The sequence below is a fragment of the Pontibacter anaerobius genome (assembly GCF_026241195.1).
GTDB lineage: Bacteria > Bacteroidota > Bacteroidia > Cytophagales > Hymenobacteraceae > Pontibacter > Pontibacter anaerobius.
Genome location: NZ_JAPFQO010000009.1, coordinates 107,485 through 130,401, shown reverse-complemented (window position 1 = coordinate 130,401; position 22,917 = coordinate 107,485). Strand labels below are relative to the sequence as shown.

Here is a 22,917-nt window from a genome sequence, read left to right as displayed (position 1 = left end):
ACCCCTCTTCTTAGCACAAAGTATAAATTATGATTTTAAACAGCTGAGCCACAAATCACACTAAAGTTTAAACACTATATTTCTGTAAGAGACAATCATTTACACCTGCCATTAAAGACTTATAAAGCAGTTTTACAACCTCTCCAAAAAGTTCTACCTATCACTTTTGCCGAACTGCAAGTATAAATCCAAATTTCACCACACCCCGTAATTATACTTTTAACAGCAGAATCGGGAACCGAAACTTGTATACTTATATGACAATCCATCCCACTCAAAGGCTGACACAACCAATCACCATACCACTAAACTACCATTTGCGCCAGACACCCACAGTTACAACCCAAAACAGAAATATTATATGTAACACTTCTAATTAAAACACCATTTATGAAACACATCTCACCTTACCAGTTGCTTTACCTCCTGAGCTTTCTGCTCTTCCTGTCCCCCGGTTACAGTCGTGCGCAATCGGCTTTAGACGTAGCCCTGCAGCACATAGACCAGACCAAAGCCGAGTATAACCTGACCCCTGCTGATATCTCAGATTATGTGGTAACCGACAAGTATACCAGCACCAACAACGGCATCACGCATATTTACCTCCGCCAGCGTCACAATGGCATAGAGGTGGTGGATGCCAACATCAACATAAACATTGATAAGGATGGCAATGTGATAAACATGGGCAACCGGTTTATACCTAACCTGCGGGCAGCTATTAAAGGCAGTGCAGCAGGAATGGCACCGGAACAGGCCGTACGGGCCGCCGCAAGCCACCTGAAACTGCAACCAAACAAACCGCTGGAGGTAAAGGAGCGCAAGAAGCCCACAGACAGGCTACCAGCAGCGGCAAAGGCAGTAGTGCTGAGCGACGGCGGCATCTCCCTCTCTCCTATCCCGGCCAAACTGGTGTTCCAGCCCATGCCCGACGGCTCCGTTCGCCTCGCCTGGGAGGTATCTATTTACCAGAAGGACGCACAAAACTACTGGAATGTGTATGTAGATGCAGCCGATGGCAAGGTGCTGAAGAAAGAAGACCTGGTGATTCATGACAACTGGGGCCTGCCAACCGTAACCGACGCCCCCGGCGAAACCATGCGCTTTACCCGAAAGGCAGCTGTTGCTCCTAATGCCGATGCTGCTGCCATCGCTGAGGCAAAGCAACTACAGCAGGAGCAGTTAGCCAAGTCCATTGCGCCGGGTAGCCTGTCGGCGGCAGCCGCCACCAGCATCGCCTCCAGTGGCACTTATAATGTATACGATGTGCCTTTTGAAACGCCAAGCCACGGCGAAAGAACCATTGTTACGGGCAAGGAGGACCTGACAGCCTCGCCGATGGGCTGGCACAACGACGGTGTAGCCACCTTCACCATCACAAAAGGCAATAACGTGCATGCCTACGAAGACCGTCTAGGAGCCAACGCAGGCATCAGCCCGGATGGTGGCCTGGGCCTTAATTTCGATTTTGAGCTGGACCTGACCAAGGAACCAACCACGTACGTGCAGGCCGCCACTACTAACCTGTTTTATTGGAACAACCTGATGCACGATGTGTTCTACAAGTATGGCTTTGATGAGGTGAGCGGAAATTTCCAGCAGACCAATTTTACAGGAGCCGGCGTGGGACTGGATGGTGTGATGGCCGAGGCGCAGGACGGCGGCGGAACCAACAATGCCAATTTCCTAACGCTACAGGACGGCGTACCGGGCCGCATGCAGATGTACCTCTGGACCTCCTCCGTGCCTGCCGAACTGCTGCACATTACGGTACCTGCTGCTGTTGCCGGTTCCTACATCGGCGTGCAGGCGGCTTTCGGACCTGAGGTCAATGAGACGGGCGTAGCTGGCAGCATTGTGCTGGCAGACCCAGCCAACGGCTGCAGCGGCACTCCTGCCCTGCCAGCTGGATCTGTTCCGGTTCCGTTTGCTAACCAGGCAGAGATCACAGGCAACATTGCCCTGGTAGACCGCGGCGAGTGCAGTTTTATAGAGAAAGCCCTGAATGCACAGGCCTCCGGTGCTACGGCAGTTATCGTGGTAAACAACGTGGATGGTCCTGCCATGGCGATGGGCGGCGATGAAACAGGAACGGCTGTACTGATTCCGGCGATCATGATCAGCAAGGCCGATGGTGAGAAATTGAAGTCGGCGCTTGGCCAGGATTTGGCAGGCACCCTGCGAAGAGAAGGCGGCGTACCACCGTTGCGCGACGGCGATCTGGATAACGGCATCATTGCCCACGAGTACGGCCACGGCATTTCTACCCGCCTGACCGGTGGCCCCAGCACACAGTGCCTGTCTGGAGCCGAGCAGGGTGGCGAAGGCTGGAGCGATTTCTTTGCCCTGTTCATGACCATGCGCCCAGGCGATACAGGCCCGCAACGCCGTGGCATTGGTACTTACGTACAGTCGCAGGGCACCGACGGCGACGGCATACGCCCCGCTCCCTACAGCACCGACATGGGCGTGAACCCCTATACCTATAGTATGATTTCAAACCCTGAGATATCTGTTCCACACGGGGTTGGTTTTGTATGGGCAACCATGCTTTGGGAAATGACCTGGAGCCTGATTGATGAGTATGGCTACGACCCTGATATCTACAATGGCAAAGGCGGCAATAACATTGCCCTGCAACTGGTGATGGATGGCCTTAAACTGCAGCCTTGCAGCCCTGGCTTTATAGATGCCCGCGATGCCATACTTGCCGCCGACAGAATCAACAACGGAGGCGCAAACCAGTGCTATATCTGGAGAGCCTTTGCCAAGCGCGGCCTGGGTTACAGCGCCACGCAGGGCAGCAACAACGACCTGACAGACGGGGTAGAAGCCTTCGACATGCCGCCATCCTGCACACCGCAATTCGCCATTTCATTAGGTGCCAACCCATCGCCGGTGGTAGACGGCGGCCAGTTGACCTACAACATTACGGTGACCAACAACACGGGCAGCAGCATGAGTGGTGTTACCATCAGTAGCCAGATTCCTGAAAACACGGCTTATATAGCTGAATCAGGCAAAGATGCACCTAAGGTAGCAGGCGGCGTGCTAACCTATAAGCCTGTGAAAATGGCAGAGGGCGAAACCATCTCCCGTTCCTTTAAAGTGAACGTGCAGAAGGGCACCGGCACCACCGTATACTTCCAGGACGATATGGAAAGCGGCGGCAGCAAATGGAAAACCTCACACGGGCTAGGCCTCAGTGACTGGAAACTCAGCACGAAGAACCCTTACAGCGGCACCACCTCCTGGTTTGCCGCAGACCCGGATGCCTTCAGCGACCAATACCTGATGACAGCCTCGCCGATTACAGTTAGAGAAAACGCCCTGCTCCGCTTCTGGCATAGTTTCGCCACAGAGGCCGGCTTTGATGGCGGTGTGGTAGAGATAAGCACCAACAGCGGCCTAACCTGGGCAAACCTGGGTGATAAGATGATCCAGAACGGCTACAATAGCACCATTCCGCTGGAAAATGCCTCCACTATCAATGGGCCTGCCTTTACCGGCAACAGCAACGGCTACATTCAGACGGTGGTGGACCTGAGCAGCTACAAGGATAAAAAAGTGCTCATCCGTTTCCGCATGGGCTCTGATGTGCTGACCGGCGCCACAGGCTGGTATGTAGATAACGTGGATATTGTCTCGAACCCGACTACGGTCGTAAATACGGCTACGGTAACCTCTAAGTGGGGCGGTGACACCACGGCTACTGCCGAAACGATGGTACTGAAAGCCGAGGCGCTATCGGCAACCGCCACCTCGGCTGCCATTGCGCCGGCAAGCCAATCCATACTTTACCCGAACCCGGCACAGCACACGGTAAACCTCCGTCTGGCGCACCAGGCTACTGGGGTAGTAGCGGTAAGCGCCGTAAACATGCTGGGGCAGCAGGTGCTGAACATGCAGTTGGAGGCAAGCGAGGCACAAGCTGGCTTAGCCATACCTGTAGGTAAGCTGCCAAACGGTATTTATTACGTCACGGTAACTGCCGGCGGCAAAACCGAAACCCACAAACTGCTGATTGAAAAGTAAAAACCATTAATTTAATAAGGAAAAGCCACCTGTAATGGGTGGCTTTTTTGTTTTTGGGAGGAAGTTGCTACACCGGCTCCAACCACCCCTGCCTCTCCTTGACTAAGGAGGGGAGTTTGTAATTACTGATGTTGAAGTGTAAGTTTCATCGTTGGGGATGGCTGTCATCAGCAAAAGTGTTAACCCACCCCTAGAGCTACGCTCGCTAGCTCAAAACTCTCGTTTTGGCTAGTCCAGAGGAGGGGAATTTTCAGCAGGCGATTACATCCCCCTGCCCCCTTCGAAGGGGGACTTAGACCTCCTTTCATAGCAAAGGCAGCAGCTATCGAAACCGATCCCAGTCTTTCCGTTGAGCGCCTTTGGAGTTTTTCCGGTGACGAGCGGCAGCGAGGCATTGCGACGTAGGAGCAAAGGAAAAGGTCCCAGCGCGATGCGGGAAGACGAGCCCTCCCGGGCTGGAGGGAGCCAAGGCGGAGATGCAACGGTAGCCTTTGTAAGACTGAGGATGAACGGCGGCTAGTAAGGATAGCTTGTTTCCAGTTGCAGGAAGCAGCGGCTAGGGAAGTATAAATCGACAAGTATAAAGTATAGCCAAGCATTTACACATGCGCCAGAAGGGGCAGGAAACCGTGCCCAAAGTATAAATAGAGATCCAACTCCAGCTAACAAACACAGCCAAAGTACAAACTGTGATTCCACAGCCTATCCTATTAAGTATAGATAAAAAATCATACCACCCAACTGCTTTACCCAAAACCTGGAAATCAACTTTTGTTTAAGCGATACAACCTCTTAAGAATAGTCCTTACTCTCTCAATATTCCACAATACAATAATCTCCTCTAAATTACCTTACAATCCTATAGTATTCTTCTTAAAGTGATAAACTATAATTCCTGAAATCGGTTTAATAAAGTATAACAGGGGCAGGTATACCTCTGAGCAAGTGCAATTTAGATATGGAGTTATGGAACTGATGATAATAGATTTAACCAATGTGCTTTTCCTGATGTTGATCGGGCTTTACCTGGTGCTGCTGGGGATGATTTTAGCATATGTATACTTTGATGCCGAGCAGCGCGGCCTGAACGGCTGGGTAATCGCCGGGATGACCTTCTTTTCGGGTACTATCGCCGGTGCCCTTGCATGGCTGCTTCTCAGACCAAAGCTGAAGCCCCAGCCTATACCGGTCAGGAATTAGCTATAAACCTCAGACGATGTAAGAAATACAGCTAACGGCATTCGGTGTTGTTAGCTGTTTTGTTTTGCACCTACTTAAGCAACCGGGAGAAGTTGAGCAGCCTATGGCAAGTAGGGCAAAGTGCTTATATTTGAGGTGTATAAATCTACCCGTGTATGAAACCTTTGCTCTTTGGCCTTTGCCTTCTTCTTAGTTTAACTGTTGTGGCGCAGCAGCAAGCGTATCGTAACCTGGTGCTGGAGGGCGGCGGGATCAGGGGCATTGCCTACGGTGGAGCCTTAAACGAGCTGGACTCGCTGGGTATACTACCACAGATTGAGCGTGTGGCCGGCACTTCGGCCGGAGCCATACAGGCGGCGTTTCTGGCCGTGGGCTATACTCCACAGGAAATAACAGAAATTACCTTTTCTACCCCGGTGCAGAAGTTTAACGACGGGCGCTTTATCTTTTTTGGCGGCACCAGCCGGCTTTTTAAGCAGTATGGCTGGTACCGGGGAGATAAATTCACAGACTGGCTTGGCCAGCAGATAAAGGCCAAAACAGGAAATGCCGACCTCACCTTCGCTGAGCTGCACAAGCTTACCCTGCAAAACAAAGCCAAAGACCTGTACGTGACCGGCACCAACCTGACAGACCAGTGCGTGATGGTGTTCTCCCACGAAACTTTCCCGAACATGCAGCTAAAGCATGCGGTGCGCATCTCCATGTCCATTCCATTATACTACCGCGCCGTACTCCTGGACCAGGAAGGGAACGTAGTGACCAACCCGCAAAAGGGGCAGCAGGTGGATGTGCTGGTTGATGGTGGTGTACTGGCAAATTTCCCTATCACGCTGTTTGATGATCCTAAATACCTGGACTCCACTGCCCTGTGTAAGGATACAGCGGAATCCTATTACAACCACCAGACGCTTGGGCTCCGGCTAGACCGCGATGAGCAGATTACGTTTGATGAGCAGCAGGCAGGGCTCGCCCCTTACAGCATCAACGGGTTCAGCGATTACATGGGCGCGTTTTATACGATTGTAAAGGAAAGCCTGAACCGGCAGCACCTGCAACCACAGGACTGGGACCGAACCATCTCGATCAGCACGGCCGGCTTCAGCCCGCGCGTACGTAAACTAAGCGAAGCGGAAAAAGGCACTTTGCTGGCGAGCGGCCGCAAAGGCGTGCAGGCGTTTATGAGCAGAATCCAACCCATCAAGCATGACTAAACACCAGGACATCCAACAGGAGTCTATATTTATACCTGTTACCCCCACCGATACCCTCCATCTCAAGCGGTTTAGCCAAGATCGGCATGGGCCGCCGGTTTTCCTGGTGCACGGCTCCATCGAAAATGGCCGCATCTTCTACTCCAACTCCGGTAAAGGCTTTGCGCCTTGGCTGGCACGGCAGGGTTACGATGTTTTTGTGGCCGACCTGAGAGGCCGTGGACAGAGCAGACCGGCCATATCAGCCAAATCCAAATTCGGGCTGAGCCATACCTTGCAGGAGGATTTCCCCGCTTTCATCCGCAAAATAAAGGAGCTGAAGGGCGATGTGCCGCAGTACTGGATAGCTCACTCCTGGGGCGGTGTGCTGATGCTGGCTTACCTAGCACGCCCTGTGCTGCCGGTGCAGGTGCAGGCGATGGCCTTTTTCGGGAGCAAGCGCCGCATCAGCATCCGCAGCCTGAAGAAGTTTATTATGGTGGATGTGATGTGGAACTGGTTTGCCAAAGCCACGGTGGCTGTATCGGGCGCTTTATATGCCAGGCAGCTGAAAATGGGCTCCGATAGCGAGACAAAGCACACACACCGGCAGACACACCAGTGGGTGGTGCAGCGCCGCTGGCTAGACTGGCACGATAAGTATGATTATGCCAAAACCCTGCAAAAAATGCAGCTGCCGCCCACTTTATACTTAACTGGCGCCAACGACGATGTGCTGGGCCACCCTGTGGATGTGAAGCAACTGATGCAGGAAACGGGCTGCAGCCGCAGCGAGTTTCGATTACTTAGCACAGACAACGGCTACCGCCACAACTATGGCCACATCAACATACTTACCCACCCCGACGCTGAGCAGGATCACTTCCCGGAGGTGGTGGCGTGGTTAAAAAATGCGGCAGCCATGCAACCCTCTCCTACCCAATAGGGGTCTGTCTGATACATATCAATTATATATTTGATAACTTACGAACACTAAACCCATTTTCCGACCACAATGAAGACTACCGTTAAATCTTTCTTTTTACTGATGTTTGCCTCCGCCACTCTGGCAGCCTGCGACAACTGCGGAGACATAAGCATTACTGAGCCTAGCACCGAAGACAGCCAGTGGCTGGTATACGGCACCGGTGATACTGCTCTGTTCCGTAACGAGGCTGGCGCCACTATTACCTATCTGCGCACCGGCATCTACGCCCAGAACGTGCCCGGCGATGGCTACTCTATCTCCGACGACTGTATCGACAAACGCAACACGCAGGTAACCAACATCATTGAAGACAAGGAAAGAAAAATGCCGTACCTAGGCACCTACATCCTGAAAAAGCCAGACTCACTGATTGTGAAAATCGGGGTGGGCAATAAAAACGCCTGGGATATTAAAGACACCGATCAGACACAGACCGTAACCGTGGGCGAGGGAGAAAGCCAGATCACGTACAACAACGCCTATGTATTCGAGGCCGACAGCACCGCCGCCGACAGCCCGAAAGAAGTATACTTTAGCAAAGACAAGGGCTTTTTGAAGGTAGAACTGTACAATGGCAAAAAGCTTGAGCTGGTAGAACTGAAAAGCAAGTAATGGAGTATAGCAACAGCCACAAAGCAAAAAAGGGGCAGCCGTAAGTATAACGGCTGCCCCTTTTTTGCTTCTGTTTAAACTAACTATGCTTTCTTAAAATGCGTCTCTTCGCTGTTGATCTCTTGCAGCACTTCCAGTGCCGTGCTAACGTGCTCCAGCGGCTTAGTCATGGAGTTGAAAACGTAGCGCACCACTCCCTCATGATCAATAATATAGGTAACACGGCCTGGCAGCAACCCTAATTTTTTAGGCACCCCGAAAAGCTTTCTGACGCGTCCGCCTTTGTCGCTTAACAGCTTGAAAGGCAGTTTATAGCTCTTCTCAAACTTCTGATGCGACTCCACGCTATCAGAACTGATGCCTACTACCTCAGCCCCATGCTCTTTAAAAACCTCGTATTGGTCGCGGAACTCGCAGGCTTGCTTGGTGCAGCCCGGAGTGCTGTCTTTCGGGTAAAAGTATAGCACAACGTTTTTCTCCCCTAACAGATCATACAGGCGAAAAAAACCACCATCCTGGCGCTCCAGCTCAAAATCAGGTGCTTTATCTCCTACCTTTATGGCTTCCTCTTTCATACTTGTTGTGTTGTTTTAAAATAACTAACCTGCTCACAGGCATAAAGTTTACCGCAAAGGTAGTGCCGCACATGCCAGAATTTCAAAGAAAAAAACCAATATTACGTAGGTGTGACGGATTTTGGGCATCTTTGTCCCCGTATGTTACCTATGCCCCGAATTAACGTCATTATTCCTGCCTACAACGAAGAACAATCCATTGCCCACGTGGTGCAGGACATCCCAAAAGATATGGTAGCCGAGGTGATTGTGGTGAACAATAACTCCACAGACCTCACCCCGCATGTTGCCGCAGATGCTGGTGCTACCGTGCTGCACGAGCCAAATCCCGGCTACGGCAACGCTTGCCTGAAAGGTATCGCCTACGCCGCCGCCAAGCCCGCCTCGTCTCGCCCCGACATCATCGTGTTCCTCGATGGCGACTACTCCGACTACCCTCAGGAGATGGTGCAGCTGGTGCAGCCCATTGTACAGGGCCAGGCTGATATGGTGATCGGCTCCAGAGCGCTGGGGAAACGGGAGAGCGGCTCCATGATGCCGCAGCAGATTTTCGGCAACTGGCTGGCCACCACCTTGATCCGCATACTTTATGGCGCCCGTTTTACCGACCTTGGGCCGTTCCGGGCCATAAAGCTGGACACGCTGCTGGCCCTGGGCATGCGCGACCGCAACTATGGCTGGACGGTGGAGATGCAGGCAAAGGCGGCAAAGCAGAAAGTAAAGTATACCGAACTGCCCGTTTCTTACCGCAGGCGCATCGGCGTTTCCAAAGTATCTGGCACGTTAAAAGGCACCGTGATGGCGGGTTATAAGATCATCCTGACTGTATTTAAATACCTGTAGGCAAAGTTTTCGTATCGGGTAAAACCAGATGAAAGCAGCATAAGCACCACCCTAGGTATGGCACCCTCAAAGCATAACATACTCAGCTACGCAGCGCTGGCTGTTTCGGCAGCGGCTTATGCAGCCTTGGCTTATGCCACGCCCCGTTCCAACTTTACGCAGCTGCTCCTACTCTACGCGGTGGTGTTTGTGGCTTACCTTTACGTAACTAACCAGCGCTTTAACCTGTGGCACGGCATAGTGGCAGCCATATTTTTCCGGCTCATTTTCCTTTTTGCCACCCCTGCCCTATCCGATGATTATTTCCGATTTGTGTGGGATGGACGGTTGCTGGCGGCGGGGCAGAATCCCTACTTATACTTGCCGCAGTATTTTATGCAGCCGGAAGCGCCGCTGGTGCCAGGCCTTACACAGGAGCTGTTTGCGCAGCTGAACTCGCAGGGCTACTACAGCGTGTATCCGCCGGTGTCGCAGGCGGTGTTCTGGCTGGCGGCACTGCCCTCGCCGCAAAGTGTAACAGGCAGTGTGGTGGTGATGCGGCTTATACTTTTGCTGGCCGAGGCAGGAAGTGTACTGCTGCTCTGGCGCCTCCTCCGCAAAATGGCCCTCCCCGAAAAGCACGTGCTGCTCTATGCCCTAAACCCGCTGGTGATCCTGGAACTGGTGGGGAACCTGCACTTTGAGGCCCTGATGATCTTTTTCCTGCTGCTGGCGCTGTACCAGCTGTTTTACCACCGGCTGGTGTGGTCGGGGTTTGCGTTCGGGCTGGCCATAGGCACCAAGCTGCTGCCGCTCATGTTCCTGCCCTTCGTGCTCCGGAGGCTGGGTTGGCGCCAGTTTATACTTTACGGCACGGTGGTCTTGATTACAGTAGTGGCCCAGTTTGCGCCGCTTATAAACCAGGATGTGCTGCAGCACATTTTCCAGAGCCTGGATCTATACTTTCAGCGTTTTGAGTTTAACGCCAGCGTTTATTACCTGCTGCGCTGGCTGGGTTTCCGGTTGGCGGGCTATAACCTCATTTCCATACTTGGCCCGTTGCTCTCGCTCGTTACACTGGTCACTATCTTAAGTATGGCCTCAGTAAAAAAGCTTGGCTCCGTAAGAAGGCTGGCTGGCTACATGGCGGCCGCCCTCACGGTATACCTGCTGCTCTCCACCACCGTGCATCCCTGGTACCTGTCCACGCTGCTGGCCCTAACCGTGATGAGCCACTTCCGCTTCGCCATCACCTGGTCCGGACTGGCCATGCTTTCGTATGCCGCCTACCGCACCCCCACCTACCACGAAGACCTGCTGCTAGTTACGCTGGAGTATACCATGGTACTGCTCTGGCTGATGGTTGAGCTGTACCTCTACCGCCAGCGCCGCCATCATGCCAACTTGAATGAGTAAAGTATAATTAGAATTTACTATATTTAGAGAAAGCTATTTCGGGTAGCTACAGAATAGGGGTGGTAGAGGGAGTAGTGTTCTTCTTGTAGCCTCGTTAGCTGCAGTCTTTAAACAAATGAATCGACTACTAAAAATTCTGTTGATAATCCTTGGAGTCTTTATAACAGTAATTGGCGGACTTTTTCTTTTTATTCACATTGCATTTAACGGAATCTTCACCGGCCCTTTTTATGACAAGCAGGATCTGATTGAGAATTTCCAAAGCAAGAAAAGTGAAATAATTGAACTTAGTAACTATATCAATTCAAAGGTGCCGGCTGATACTTACGTGGATATTGAATTCGAGAACGGAGAGCTTGGTATATTTCACGTTGAAAAGGGCGGAAAGCATGATAGCAACTGGAACTTGGATATCGATTCACAAAAAGCCGATTCCCTTCTAAACATCATTGGCTGGAACAAACAGGACTTAAAACTTCTGGAAGATAAGTTGGACAACGCAAACTGCATTTCAGTAGCAAGTGGAAACCCTGTCAGGATTGGTTGGCAGCGAAGTGGAATGGGCAAGTTCTTTTATAACATTTTTACCCAAAACTTAAATGACAGTTTAATAGCAGAGTATAATGGTGGATGCATGTACATTTTTTATAAGGACAATGTTGTTTTAGAATACGGTGGTGGTGCGATTGGCCCTCAGTGTTTTCCAGAATTCGAAAGAAAATGAGAAACTTGCATATAGCCCTGACCTACTGCATCGCAGCCGTTTGGTTAGTAAACGGATTATTTTGTAAGGTTCTTAACCTGGTTACCCGACACGAGCAAATAGTATCCGGGATTCTCGGGAGCGGTTATTCGCGGCAGCTAACCTTATTGATCGGTCTTTCAGAAATCGGTATGGCTCTATGGATTTTAATCGGTTTTAAGTCACGCCTGAATGCTATAACCCAAATCTTTATAGTAGCCACTATGAACATCCTTGAGTTCATACTTGTGCCTGATCTGTTGCTGTGGGGCAAGCTTAACTTACTTTTTGCGGTTTTGTTTATACTTATTGTATACTACAACGAGTTTGGGCTGAACAAAGAATTACCTCAGGAAGTGTAGTATGCTTGCCTCACTTAAAAATCACCCATTTGCCGTGGAAGCCTTTTTTGAAAGGTCGCTTGTCTTAACGTACGCTGTTCCCAAAAATCAGCTTCAGAGTCTTATCCCGGAGTGCCTGCAATTAGACACATTTAACGATACGTGGGCGTTTGTGGCCGTTGCGATGGTCAGGACAAATGGTCTTAGGCCGAAGGGGCTGCCGAAATTTATGGGCAACGATTTTTTCCTGATCGGCTATAGAGTGTTTGTAAAATACACCAACAAGGCTGGAAAAAGACTGCGCGGTTTATATATTCTGAAATCTGAAACAGATCAGAAGAGAATGGAGATCATGGGCAATGTTTTCACCCACTACAACTACACTACAACAGACATAGAGCAATCAGACCAGGGACATTCAACAGAAATACGCTCAAACCATTCCGGGTTTAAAGTTACAATTGACAACTCTGAAGAAGCCGCTCTCCTTCCCAAGCAATCACCGTTTGCTGACTGGAAAGAAGCAAGACGTTTTGCCGGCCCCCTGCCTTACACCTTTACCTATAGTCCTGACACAAAAGAAGTACTGATCATTGAGGGTGTAAGACAAAACTGGACTCCAAAACCGGTAAGGGTGGTAGCCCACAGTTTCCCATACCTGCATTCACTAGATCTCAGCAACCCTGTTCTGGCGAATGCTTTTATACTAGAAAACATCCCATATTACTGGAAAAAGGGCAAAATTGAGAAATGGGAGCGATGAGAAAGCCTTTTCAGGGAGTAACCAACATCATCAGGTTCAACTGGCATTTTTATGCCATCGCCCTAATGATGGTTATACTTTTAATGCTCACGGCCACTTACCTCGATAGCTCTCTACAGCCAATCATTTATACTTTTTGCGGGCTGGTTTCAGGCTCAATAGTACTTTCCCTGCTGGCATCGCTCTATGTTTATGACCTTTCGGGACTGTACAGGCTGAATTGGATAACCCCACAAAACACAGAAAGCCAGATACTAAACATCCATGCCGGGTTTGACGAGACCAGCGCCCTGCTGAAAGACAAGTTCAGGAACAGCGCACTAGAAGTGCTTGATTTTTACGATCCACAAAAGCACACGGAGGTTTCTATAAAACGGGCAAGGAAGGCCTATCCCCCTTTCTCAAAAACAAAACAGGTAGAAACCAGTGATTTGCAGCTGCAAACCTGTTCGGCTGACAAGATATTCGTAATTTTTTCGGCCCATGAGATAAGGAATATAAAGGAGCGGGCCCTGTTCTTCCAAGAATTGGCCAGAGTTCTAAAGCCGCAAGGGCAGATCTATATTACCGAACACCTGAGAGATTTGCCTAATTTCGTTGCCTACAACATTGGCTTCTGTCACTTCTATAGCAGGGGCTCCTGGCTTAAAGTGTTCCGTAACGCAAACCTTAACATCAGGCAAGAAATAAAACTCACGCCCTTTGTATCAACCTTTATACTTGACAAAAATGGAAATACACTTTAAGATAATCGGTGTACTGCTGATTCTGTTGGCACTGGCTCACGCTATATTCCCCAGGTATTTCAATTGGGGTGAAGAGCTGAAGCGTTTGAGCCTGGTAAACAGACAAATGATGACCGTGCATACTTTCTTTATTGCCCTAGTGGTTTTCCTGATGGGCGTACTCTGCCTGACTTCCTCCTATGAGCTGGTTACATCAGACCTTGGTAAAAAGGTGTCCCTGGGGCTTGGAGTATTCTGGGCAATCCGGCTTTATTTTCAGTTTTTTGGTTACTCTTCGGACCTCTGGAAAGGCAAGATATTTGAAACGGCTGTGCATGTGCTTTTCGCTTTCATGTGGTCATACTTAAGCTTTATTTTCCTGGCAACTTACTTTGTTAACATGCAAGTAACTTCCTGAACCTGAAAACCACTTCCAAAGAAGACCAGATTTAAAACTAACTTCTAGTACCCATACTTTCTCACCCCGAAAACAAAGAATAAAATGATCGACTACACCCTGCTGCTTGCCGTTATTGCTGGTATTGCCCTGCTGCTCTTCCTGATTTTATACTTTAAACTGCAGGCTTTTCTGTCGCTGCTCATAGCCAGTATTGCGGTGGGTTTGCTGGCGGGTATGCCTGCCATGGATATCATCCTGAACATCCAGAAAGGCATGGGGAGCACGCTTGGGTTTATAGCTGTGGTGGTGGGTTTGGGAGCCATGTTCGGCGCTATTTTGGAGACTTCAGGAGGAGTGCAGTCTCTGGCGGCTTTTATACTTCGTAGGACCGGCGAGAAGCGTGCTTCGTGGGCGCTGGCGGCTACGGGCTTTCTGGTCAGCATACCGGTTTTCTTTGATGTGGCCTTCGTGATTCTGGTGCCGGTGGTGTATGCCCTGCAGAAGAAAACTGGTCGCTCTCTGCTGTTTTACGGTATACCGCTGCTTACCGGTTTGGCCGTCACGCATGCATTCATCCCGCCCACGCCGGGCCCTGTGGCCGTAGCTGATATACTCGGTGCAGACCTGGGCATGGTGATTGCGGCGGGCTTTATGGCCGGTATACCCGCTACCATCGTGGGCGGGCCGCTGTTTGCCAGCTTCATCTCCAAAAGAATCCATGTCGAGACGCCTGCTTCTTTTATGGAGGCAGAGGCCACGGCGCAGAAACTTCCATCCTCAAGTATGATCCTGGGCCTGGTGGGGCTCCCGCTGCTGCTCATCCTGATGAACACGTATCTCGATAGTCCGTTGGGAGCCGGCATTCCCCTTTCTGAAAGAGCAATAAGCTGGATCAAGATGCTGGGGCACCCGTTTGTGGCGCTGATTCTGGCGAACCTGCTGGCCTGGTACCTGCTGGGCGTGAGGAGAGGCTTCAGCCGACAAGAGCTGCTTTCCATCACCTCCAGTTCGTTGGGTCCGGCTGGCCTGATCATACTTATAACCGGTGCGGGCGGGGTGTTTAAGCAGATACTCACCGAAACCGGGGCGGGCCAGATGCTGGCCGAGGTGATGACGGGTTACGGCCTCTCCGCCTTCTTCTTCGCCTTTCTCACGGCAGCCGCTATCCGCATCATGCAGGGCTCCTCCACGGTGGCCATGATCACGGCCGCCGGCATGACGGCCGCTTTCCTGGAAGGATCTGCCTTTACCGACATGCACCGCGCCCTGGTAGTGATCGCCATCGCGTCCGGGGCAAGTATACTTTCGCACGTAAACGACAGCGGCTTCTGGCTGGTGAGCAAGTACTTCGGCCTCACCGAGCGCCAGACCCTCCGCTCCTGGACCGTCATGACCACCCTGATCGCCCTCACCGGCTTCGGGATGGTGCTCCTGCTGAGTGTGGTTTTGTAAAAGGAAATTCTGAAAAAACGGGACAACAATGATTGGCATCTTAGTGACCCTGACTATCTCCTGGATATTGCTTTATCTGATTGAGAAGAGAAGTATACTGTCATTAGGGTTTTTACCACTCATCAAACGTTTAAAACAGTTTGTGATCGGATTCCTGATTACAGCTGTACTTTGTATCGGAGTACAGTCTTTAGAGGCCTTGCTGACATCTTCGCACTTGTTTCTGAATAAGAAACTGAATGCCAGTTTGCTGTTAAGTATGTTCTGGTGGGATTTTAAATCAGTACTTACTGAAGAACTGATTTTTAGAGGAGCCCTGCTGTATATTTTGTTAAGAAGATTCGGTTCCGAGAAAGGCATTGTGGTTTCTGCAGTTGCATTTGGTATTTACCATTGGTTTTCGTTCGGTATTTTCGGGAATATTATACCCATGCTGTTTGTGTTTATCGGTACAGGGTTGATGGGGTATGCATGGGCTTTAGCGTTCTCAAAAACTCACTCCATTTTCATGCCCATAGGTCTCCATCTTGGCTGGAACTTTACATTCAACACCATTTTTTCCAAAGGGCCATTGGGTGACGGATTGTTAGTCTCAAGTGGTGGAAACATGATAAGCGATTGGTTTTCTTTGATCAGTTTATGGGGCGTACCGATAACCGTACTTCTTATTGTAAAGTATTTGGTACGATTAGATAATGGCGAATTAAAGGAAACGCAACTGTCAAGGAGATATAGCCTCTGGAGGTAAAGTGGTCCAGTAAGAAGTTTACTTTGCATAAGCAGGGCGGGAGGCCTACGGCTGATGATAAAGTGCTTCAAACAGAAGTATGGCCTTTTCCAAACGAAAACTATCCCCAAAAACCGCCCTCACCTTTCAGAAAAATATCCTAAATTCGCAACCACAACCGGCAATGATGTCTGCCTGGAACCGCTCTGCCACAGAGCTGATGACGTCTACTTAACTGGCTTCCAAAAGAGGCTGAAGTAGAATCGTTTTATACTTGCTAATATGAACCTCAGGGAAATAAAAAGACATCTTGCCTCCATCGAACAAATTCCTGCATTAGTTTACCTGCTGAAGTGGCTGCTGATATGCGCCGGCCTGGGGTTATTCGTTGGCACGGCCTCGGCCTTTTTCCTGTTCTCATTGCAGTGGGCCACCGACTGGCGCGAAAGCCATATCTGGATTATTGCCCTGTTGCCGCTCGGTGGATTTATCATCGGCCTGAGCTACCATCTGTGGGGCAGCAGCGTTATAAAAGGCAATAACCTGCTGCTGGAGGAACTGCACCAACCCAAAGACATTATCCCATTCCGGATGGCCCCACTGGTGCTGTTCGGCACCATACTTACCCATTTGTTCGGAGGCTCGGCCGGTCGTGAGGGCACTGCCGTACAGGTAGGCGGCGCCATAGCCGACAGGCTCACCAAACTGCTACGCCTGAAACCCCGCGATCGCAAGGTGCTGCTGATAGCAGGTATCAGCGCCGGCTTCGCCTCTGTGTTCGGCACGCCGCTGGCCGGGGCCATCTTTGCGCTGGAGGTGTTGGTGCTGGGCCGCATCCTGCTTGATGCCGTTATCCCAAGTTTCCTGGCGGCCATACTTGCCAATTACGTCAGCCACCTCTGGCATGTGCCGCACACAGCTTATGGCATTGACCTGGTGCCTGAGCTAACGCCGGTAAACCTGCTATGGGCCCTGATGGCAGGTATACTTTTCGGGCTGGCGGCACTTACCTTCTCCAAGCTCGCCCACTTCTGGACCGACCTGTTTAAGGCTAGGATCGGCTACCCGCCGCTGCGCCCTGTGGTGGGCGGCGTGGTGCTGGCGGCGCTGGTGTTTGCCATGGGCACTACCAAGTATATCGGCCTAGGCGTGCCTACCATCGTGGCCGCCTTCAGCCAGGATCTGCCCAGCTATGATTTCTTGCTGAAAATCCTTTTCACCACGTTTACCCTGGGCGCTGGCTTTAAGGGAGGCGAGGTAACACCGCTCTTCTTTGTGGGGGCCACCCTGGGCAACGCGCTGGCCTGGTTTATGCCGCTGCCGGTGGCGCTACTGGCGGGCATGGGCTTTGTGGCGGTGTTCTCGGGAGCTACCAACACCCCTATCGCCTGCACAGTCATGGGCATTGAGCTTTTCGGGATAGAGGGCGGCGTTTTCATCGCCATCGCCTGTGTTACGGCTTACCTTTTCTCCGGGCACACAGGCATATATTCGTCCCAGATTGTGGGCAGCCCCAAGCATTTGCTGTTTGGCAGGCATAAGGGTTTGCCCCTGTCCGAAATAAAGTATAAACGGCAGCAGTAGTCTTCTAAAAAACACCCGGACTTATACTTTGTACCTGCTGCAAACGGCACCCTGACGAATAAACCCAGGCAGCTATACTTTATCCTTCCTCTCCCCCGATATCCCTGATCGGCTGCGTCAGAAAATCATTCAACGGTTTCAGTGCCTGAAAACCATCCAGCACTACCTGTAGGAAGTCCGGGCGAAGCACGGTCTCATCCGGGAGGGGCATTACGGCGTTCCAACTCTTGAAGCGCAGGTAATAGATGGCCGGGTTGTCCCTGTCGTAGCCTTTGGGCGTGGTTTTCAGCTGCTCCCCCTCTATGCCCCCGAACTTCTTCCGGAACTCCTCCGACTCCACCAGCGCCTTAAACGCATCCAGATTATAGTCGATCTCCTGCCGCACGGCCTTCAGCTCCGGAGCTGGCGGGTACCACAATCCCCCAGCCAGGAAAGACTTATTGTTACCGGCCAGGTGCAGGTAGTAGCCCGGAAGTATGGATTTTCTACCCCCCTCGGCCACATACGCCCCGAAATGGTCTTTGTAGGGCCGCTTGTCGCTGGAGAAGCGCACATCGCGGTAAATGCGGAACACCGTTTCCTTACCATGCTGGCCTCGTGCGGCAGGCTCAAAGTGCTGCATCTCCTGTAGCAGCTCATCCAGGAAACTGATGTAGTTTTTACGTGCTTTCTCGTAGCGGGGCTTGTTATCAGCGAACCACTCGCGGGTATTGTTTTGGGCCAGATCAGCCAGGAAACTCAGGGTATTCTTATCAATAGTGGATGGCATACTTGTGTGATTTATCTACAGCGATAAATGTCATTTTTTAGAGTGAACAAAGCTACTACCTTAGCCGGTGATGAAAAATAAACAGCCTACGGCTAGCAGCAGTTTTGCTTCGTATACTAGTATATATACTTTACAGTTCTCCATGCACCGCTTTGTACACATACTAGTACTCCTTTGTTTCTGGGCGATGGGGGTGTATGCGCAGGAGCAGCCAACTTACCAACCCTACAGCAAGGAGCGCCTGGAGCAGGCCGTACTTCAGTATGAGGCTATTGCCCACTCCAACCACTGGCATACTTTCCCCGCCACGCTCCTGCTCCGCCCCGGCGACAGCAGTCAGTTTGTGCCGCAACTGGAGGAAAACCTGCTTCTCACCGGCGACCTTTCGGTAGACGCCGCCACCAACGCCACCGATTATACTTTAAAAATAACTACGGCTGTACAGCGGTTCCAGGCGCGTCACGGATTATCCGCCGATGGCGTGGTTGGCCCTAATACGGTCTCTGCCCTTAACGTGTCGCCGGACAGGCGTTTGGAGCAGTTACGCATCAACCTCACCCGCTTCGACTCTGTTTTTACGGAGAAGCAGGAGCCTTACGCCATCATCAACCTTCCGGAGTTTTTGTTGCAGGTGGTGGATAGCGGCAAAACGTACCTGCGTATGCGCGTGATCGTGGGCAAGCCCGGCCTTAAGACCTACCCCATTCGCTCACGGCTCGATATGGTGGTGCTGAACCCGTACTGGTACGTACCCACCTCCATTGCCGTAAACGAGATTGTGCCTATTCTGCGCCGTAACCCGGGTTACCTTTCCAAAAAGAACATGGTGATGGAGACGTTTACGGAGCAGGGATGGGTGCGCGTCAACCCGTGGAGCGTGGACTGGCAAAGTATAAACAGATCTAATTTTAACTACCGCATTGTGCAGCTCAGCGGTCCGGAAAATGAGCTGGGACAAGTGAAGTTTCCTTTTCCAAACCACTTGCCGCAGTACCTCCACGACACGCCCTCTAAATCATTGTTTAACCACGCGAACCGTGCCTTCAGCCACGGCTGCATCCGGCTGGAGAAACCTGTAGAACTGGCATACTACCTCCTGAAAAGAGGCTCTGGCTATACTACACAACGGGTGGATGAACTTTGGCAAGCGGGCAAGCCCAATCATTACATTCGGGTAAAAAAGCCCGTACCCCTGCACATAGTATACTTTACCTCTTGGGTTACCGAGCAGATGGAGGTTCATTTCCGGGATGATGTGTATGGATACGACGCCTTGTTGGACATGACGCTGCAGCAATAGCGGAGACCACTTGCCTACCCTCTCTAAACAAAGAGGAGAAGCAATGATGACTTAACGAAGTTTATACTTTGCGGCTCCTGCTATCCCTTACTTATCGCAAACATCTTTCAGGAGGACAGGAAGAGGGGGTTGGCCTTAAGGTGATAAGTGCCAGGAGTTACAAGCTTGATTAAACCCCTGGCGCAAGTATGAATCGACTATAAACCCAAATTGCCCAGCATTTCTTCGTCTAGGTCCTCGGCGTGGTCTACGTCTGAGAGGCTGGGCAGCAGGGCATACGATAGGCGCATGCGCTTTACATCCTCCAGCGTGTCCGGAAAGACATGCTCGGTGCTCCAGCGTTTGTCCTGGAAGAGTTGGGGGTACAGGCAGTTCATCCCGATCAGGTAATAGCCCCCGTCCAGTGCCGGACCAATTACCACGTCATGCGTCTCCAGTTCCTGGTAAGCCCTCCTAATGATTTCAGGAGTGAGCTGCAGGCAGTCGCTCCCGATGATCACTACCGAAGTATAACCTTCCAGAAATGCGGCGGCGAAAGCAGCCTGCATGCGTTGGCCGAGGTCGCCGCTTATCTGCTCGCGCTTCTCATAAATATCGTTGGGCCAGATGTCATCCTTGTTCACGCCGCCCACATAGTACACCAGCTTATCTACAGGCAGCCCCTCTGTTACCTGCCTGGTGTGCCGCAGCAGGTGAAGGTATACTTCCAGGGCCACCTCTGGGCCTACTGTGGCGGCCAGCCGGGTTTTTACCTTACCCAACTCCGGGTTGCGCACAAAAAGCAGCAGTAGTTTATTCTTTGCCATATACTTTATCTCCTTTCTGTAACCACACTCCCCATGATTTGGAGTAAGCGTGCACCTTGTTCGTTTTTCCGTTGCTATCGTAAACAGGTTGTCCCTGGTTTACCCACTCAAAAATGCCCCCGTACAGGTTCCGTACGTTCGTGTAGCCGGCCTCCCGCAGTTGCTCCCCCACCCGCTCACTGCGGTAGCCCACCGAGCAGTAAAGTATGATCGGGGTATCTTTGGGTATCTCGCGCAGCTGCTCAACTTTAAAAGCTTCATACTCGACGAGCTTTGCACCGCTCAGGTGGCTGATGTTGTACTCCTCCGGTTGGCGCGTATCGAGCAGCAATGGCTGCACCGTATCAGCAGTAAGTATGGCTTTCAGTTGCGCGGGCTTTATTGTAGGCACGGTGTTTTTGTATAGCCCCTTCAGCATCAGCGCATAAGCTTTGTCTGTGGTTTGGCCACAGGCCTGTAGCAGTATGAGCCAGCAGAAGGCGCTTAAAAGCAGTAGTTTTTTCAATGTGATCGTGTATAAAAGTATACTTGGTTCTGGCGTGTCGTCTCTTAACTTACTGCCTGGAGCGCAGCAGGTTCAAACACACACCACCAAATTAAAAAATATTATAGAGAACCCATTCAAAAACCAAGCCTTAGTTTAGATTGTTTCCTTTGGGGCAGGAGAAAGCAAAACCTCCATGCATAGCCCACGTGCGGCTTGTTCCGTATATTTACAACGCAACCTGAAATCATAAAACTATGGCCATAGAAACAGTGAACCCAGCCACCGGAGAGGTGCTAAAAACCTTTACCCCGCATACCCCTAAAGAAGTAAAACAGAAAATCGAGGCTGCCGAGCAAGCCTTCCAGAGTTGGCGCGACACTAGCTTTGAAGAGCGTACCAGGTACATGAACAGGCAGGCTGAGATTCTGGAAAATGAGGCTGAGAAATATGGCCGCATTATTTCACTGGAGATGGGAAAACCGCTGAAAGATGCCATAGCCGAGGTAAAGAAGTGCGCCCTTGCCTGCCGCTACTATGCCGAGAACGCGGAAGATTTTCTGGCCGACGAAGAGGTAGAGACCAAGGCTGAGCGCAGCCTGATCGCTTTTGAGCCACTGGGTGTGGTGCTGGCCATTATGCCTTGGAACTTCCCGTTCTGGCAGGCCTACCGTTTCCTGGCCCCTGCCCTGATGGCTGGCAACGTTGGTCTGCTCAAGCATGCCTCTAACGTGCCGCAGTGCGCCCTGGCTATTGAAGAGATCGTGCGCAAGGCCGGCTTCCCTGACAATGTGTTCCAGACTTTGCTGATTGGCTCCGGTGCGGTAAATGCCGTAATAGAGCACCCGCATGTGAAGGCCGTTACTTTAACAGGAAGTGAGGGCGCAGGCTCTAAGGTAGCTGAAAAGGCCGGGCAGGAGATAAAGAAAACGGTGCTGGAGCTTGGCGGCAGCGACGCCTTTATTGTGCTGAACGATGCCGACCTGGAGAAAGCCGCCGAGACTGCGGCAAAATCGAGGATGGTGAATGTGGGCCAGAGCTGCATTGCCGCCAAGCGCTTTATAGTAGAAGAAAGTATAGCCGATGCCTTTCTACAGAAATTTAAGGCGAAAATGCAGAACCTAAAGACAGGCGACCCGCTAAAGGACAAGATCGACTACGGCCCCCTGGCACGCGTTGACCTGGCCGAGGACCTGGAGAAGCAGGTACAGGAGTCTATAAAACAAGGGGCTGAGGTGGTGCTGGAAGGTGGCCGCGAGGATAAAAACAGCGCCTACTTTAAGCCGATGATCCTCAAAAACGTGAAGCCCGGCATGCCAGCCTACGAAGAAGAGATGTTTGGCCCGGTAGCAGCCGTGATGGTGGTAAAGGACGAGGAAGAGGCCATAAAGGTAGCCAATGACTCACGCTTCGGCCTCGGTGGCGCCGTCTGGACGCAGGACAGGAAGCGTGGCCTGCGTGTGGCCCGCAAAGTAGAAACAGGCGCCATGTTCGTGAACGCTTTGGTAGCCTCCTCACCAGAGATGCCTTTCGGCGGCATCAAGAAATCCGGCTACGGCCGTGAGCTATCTTACCTGGGCATTCGTGAGTTTGTAAACCAGAAGAGTATCTGGGTGGAGTAGATTATGGTAGGCGTAAATTTTTAACCTCTTAATAGGGCGGGATTTCAGCAATATCGTATCCAATCACCCCTGCCCCTTCTTGTCCAAGAAAGGGAGTTTTGCAGATCTAAACCCACCCCAAGAGCTACGCTCGCTAGCTCAAAACTCTCGTTTTGGCTAGTCCAGAGGAGGGGAGCTTCTGCAGTTGTAAACCCACCCCTAACCCCTCCGAGGAGGGGAATCATACTTGTTCCATAGCAAAGGCAGCAGCTATTGAAACTGATCCCAGTCTTTCCGTTGAGCGCCTTGTGAGATCCGGTGCCGCGCATGCGGCAGCGCCCTGGCGCAGGAGGGAACACAGCGCGATGCGGGAAGACGAGCC

General features: G+C 51.4%; 21 protein-coding genes and 1 riboswitch. Of the genes, 17 read left to right on the top strand and 4 right to left on the bottom strand.

Going from position 1 to position 22,917, the window contains the following annotated elements:
• Positions 1 to 390 precede the first annotated feature (390 nt).
• The 5 genes from OO017_RS14155 (at position 391) to OO017_RS14135 (ending at position 8,028) form a co-directional block, all read left to right on the top strand.
• A complete protein-coding gene (locus OO017_RS14155; RefSeq protein ID WP_266053200.1) occupies positions 391 to 4,035 on the top strand; it encodes a T9SS-dependent M36 family metallopeptidase in 3,645 nt (1,214 codons plus the stop codon).
• Between the two features lie 975 nt (positions 4,036 to 5,010).
• Positions 5,011 to 5,235, top strand: a complete 225-nt coding sequence (locus OO017_RS14150) for a hypothetical protein (protein ID WP_266053199.1) — start codon at positions 5,011 to 5,013, stop codon at positions 5,233 to 5,235.
• Between the two features lie 155 nt (positions 5,236 to 5,390).
• On the top strand, positions 5,391 to 6,449 hold the full coding sequence (locus OO017_RS14145) for a patatin-like phospholipase family protein (RefSeq protein WP_266053198.1): 1,059 nt from the start codon (positions 5,391 to 5,393) through the stop codon (positions 6,447 to 6,449).
• Complete coding sequence (locus OO017_RS14140) at positions 6,442 to 7,374, top strand: alpha/beta fold hydrolase (RefSeq protein WP_266053196.1); 933 nt, start codon at positions 6,442 to 6,444, stop codon at positions 7,372 to 7,374. Before OO017_RS14145 ends, OO017_RS14140 begins: the two co-directional genes overlap by 8 nt.
• 69 nt (positions 7,375 to 7,443) lie before the next feature.
• A complete protein-coding gene (locus tag OO017_RS14135) occupies positions 7,444 to 8,028 on the top strand; it encodes a hypothetical protein (RefSeq protein WP_266053194.1) in 585 nt (194 codons plus the stop codon).
• 83 nt (positions 8,029 to 8,111) lie between these two features.
• Here OO017_RS14135 and OO017_RS14130 read toward each other — a convergent pair whose 3' ends face one another.
• On the bottom strand, positions 8,112 to 8,603 hold the full coding sequence (locus OO017_RS14130) for a peroxiredoxin (protein ID WP_266053192.1): 492 nt from the start codon (positions 8,601 to 8,603) through the stop codon (positions 8,112 to 8,114).
• A 150-nt stretch (positions 8,604 to 8,753) separates the two neighbouring features.
• On the opposite strand from OO017_RS14130, the gene OO017_RS14125 reads away from it, so the two are divergent.
• The 10 genes from OO017_RS14125 (at position 8,754) to OO017_RS14080 (ending at position 17,575) form a co-directional block, all read left to right on the top strand.
• The gene (locus OO017_RS14125) at positions 8,754 to 9,446 is read left to right on the top strand and encodes a glycosyltransferase family 2 protein (RefSeq protein ID WP_266053190.1); all 693 of its coding nucleotides are present in this window, start codon (positions 8,754 to 8,756) and stop codon (positions 9,444 to 9,446) included.
• A 57-nt stretch (positions 9,447 to 9,503) separates the two neighbouring features.
• Positions 9,504 to 10,841: an MptA/MptB family glycosyltransferase gene (locus OO017_RS14120; protein WP_266053188.1), complete on the top strand. Its 1,338-nt coding sequence runs from the start codon at positions 9,504 to 9,506 to the stop codon at positions 10,839 to 10,841.
• Positions 10,842 to 10,956: 115 nt separating this feature from the next.
• Positions 10,957 to 11,565, top strand: coding sequence for a hypothetical protein (locus OO017_RS14115; RefSeq protein ID WP_266053187.1), 609 nt, complete (start codon positions 10,957 to 10,959; stop codon positions 11,563 to 11,565).
• Positions 11,562 to 11,945 carry a DoxX-like family protein gene (locus OO017_RS14110; RefSeq protein ID WP_266053186.1) on the top strand — a complete coding sequence of 128 codons (384 nt, stop codon included), beginning with the start codon at positions 11,562 to 11,564 and terminating at the stop codon, positions 11,943 to 11,945. The genes OO017_RS14115 and OO017_RS14110 overlap by 4 nt, the downstream gene beginning before the upstream one ends.
• A 1-nt stretch (position 11,946) precedes the next feature.
• Complete coding sequence (locus tag OO017_RS14105; protein ID WP_266053185.1) at positions 11,947 to 12,687, top strand: DUF2071 domain-containing protein; 741 nt, start codon at positions 11,947 to 11,949, stop codon at positions 12,685 to 12,687.
• Positions 12,684 to 13,433 carry a methyltransferase domain-containing protein gene (locus OO017_RS14100; protein WP_266053184.1) on the top strand — a complete coding sequence of 250 codons (750 nt, stop codon included), beginning with the start codon at positions 12,684 to 12,686 and terminating at the stop codon, positions 13,431 to 13,433. The genes OO017_RS14105 and OO017_RS14100 overlap by 4 nt, the downstream gene beginning before the upstream one ends.
• On the top strand, positions 13,417 to 13,830 hold the full coding sequence (locus tag OO017_RS14095) for a hypothetical protein (protein ID WP_266053183.1): 414 nt from the start codon (positions 13,417 to 13,419) through the stop codon (positions 13,828 to 13,830). Before OO017_RS14100 ends, OO017_RS14095 begins: the two co-directional genes overlap by 17 nt.
• 84 nt (positions 13,831 to 13,914) lie before the next feature.
• Positions 13,915 to 15,264 (top strand): GntP family permease, encoded by a 1,350-nt coding sequence (locus OO017_RS14090; protein ID WP_266053182.1) that lies wholly within the window; start codon positions 13,915 to 13,917, stop codon positions 15,262 to 15,264.
• Positions 15,265 to 15,292: 28 nt separating this feature from the next.
• Complete coding sequence (locus tag OO017_RS14085; RefSeq protein WP_266053181.1) at positions 15,293 to 16,012, top strand: CPBP family intramembrane glutamic endopeptidase; 720 nt, start codon at positions 15,293 to 15,295, stop codon at positions 16,010 to 16,012.
• A 150-nt stretch (positions 16,013 to 16,162) separates the two neighbouring features.
• Positions 16,163 to 16,228: riboswitch (Fluoride riboswitch) on the top strand.
• Positions 16,229 to 16,273: 45 nt separating this feature from the next.
• Entirely contained in the window at positions 16,274 to 17,575 is a 1,302-nt protein-coding gene (locus OO017_RS14080; protein WP_266053180.1) for a voltage-gated chloride channel family protein, read from the top strand.
• Between the two features lie 79 nt (positions 17,576 to 17,654).
• Here OO017_RS14080 and OO017_RS14075 read toward each other — a convergent pair whose 3' ends face one another.
• A complete protein-coding gene (locus tag OO017_RS14075; RefSeq protein ID WP_266053179.1) occupies positions 17,655 to 18,344 on the bottom strand; it encodes a DUF2461 domain-containing protein in 690 nt (229 codons plus the stop codon).
• A gap of 142 nt (positions 18,345 to 18,486) precedes the next feature.
• On the opposite strand from OO017_RS14075, the gene OO017_RS14070 reads away from it, so the two are divergent.
• Complete coding sequence (locus tag OO017_RS14070; RefSeq protein WP_266053177.1) at positions 18,487 to 19,644, top strand: L,D-transpeptidase family protein; 1,158 nt, start codon at positions 18,487 to 18,489, stop codon at positions 19,642 to 19,644.
• A gap of 197 nt (positions 19,645 to 19,841) precedes the next feature.
• On the opposite strand, the gene OO017_RS14065 is transcribed toward OO017_RS14070, so the two are convergent.
• Positions 19,842 to 20,450 carry a TIGR04282 family arsenosugar biosynthesis glycosyltransferase gene (locus OO017_RS14065; RefSeq protein ID WP_266053175.1) on the bottom strand — a complete coding sequence of 203 codons (609 nt, stop codon included), beginning with the start codon at positions 20,448 to 20,450 and terminating at the stop codon, positions 19,842 to 19,844.
• Complete coding sequence (locus tag OO017_RS14060; RefSeq protein WP_266053174.1) at positions 20,437 to 20,955, bottom strand: rhodanese-like domain-containing protein; 519 nt, start codon at positions 20,953 to 20,955, stop codon at positions 20,437 to 20,439. Before OO017_RS14060 ends, OO017_RS14065 begins: the two co-directional genes overlap by 14 nt.
• Positions 20,956 to 21,191: 236 nt before the next feature.
• Between OO017_RS14060 and OO017_RS14055 the strand changes: the two genes are divergently transcribed.
• Complete coding sequence (locus OO017_RS14055; protein ID WP_266053172.1) at positions 21,192 to 22,556, top strand: NAD-dependent succinate-semialdehyde dehydrogenase; 1,365 nt, start codon at positions 21,192 to 21,194, stop codon at positions 22,554 to 22,556.
• Positions 22,557 to 22,917: the final 361 nt, after the last annotated feature.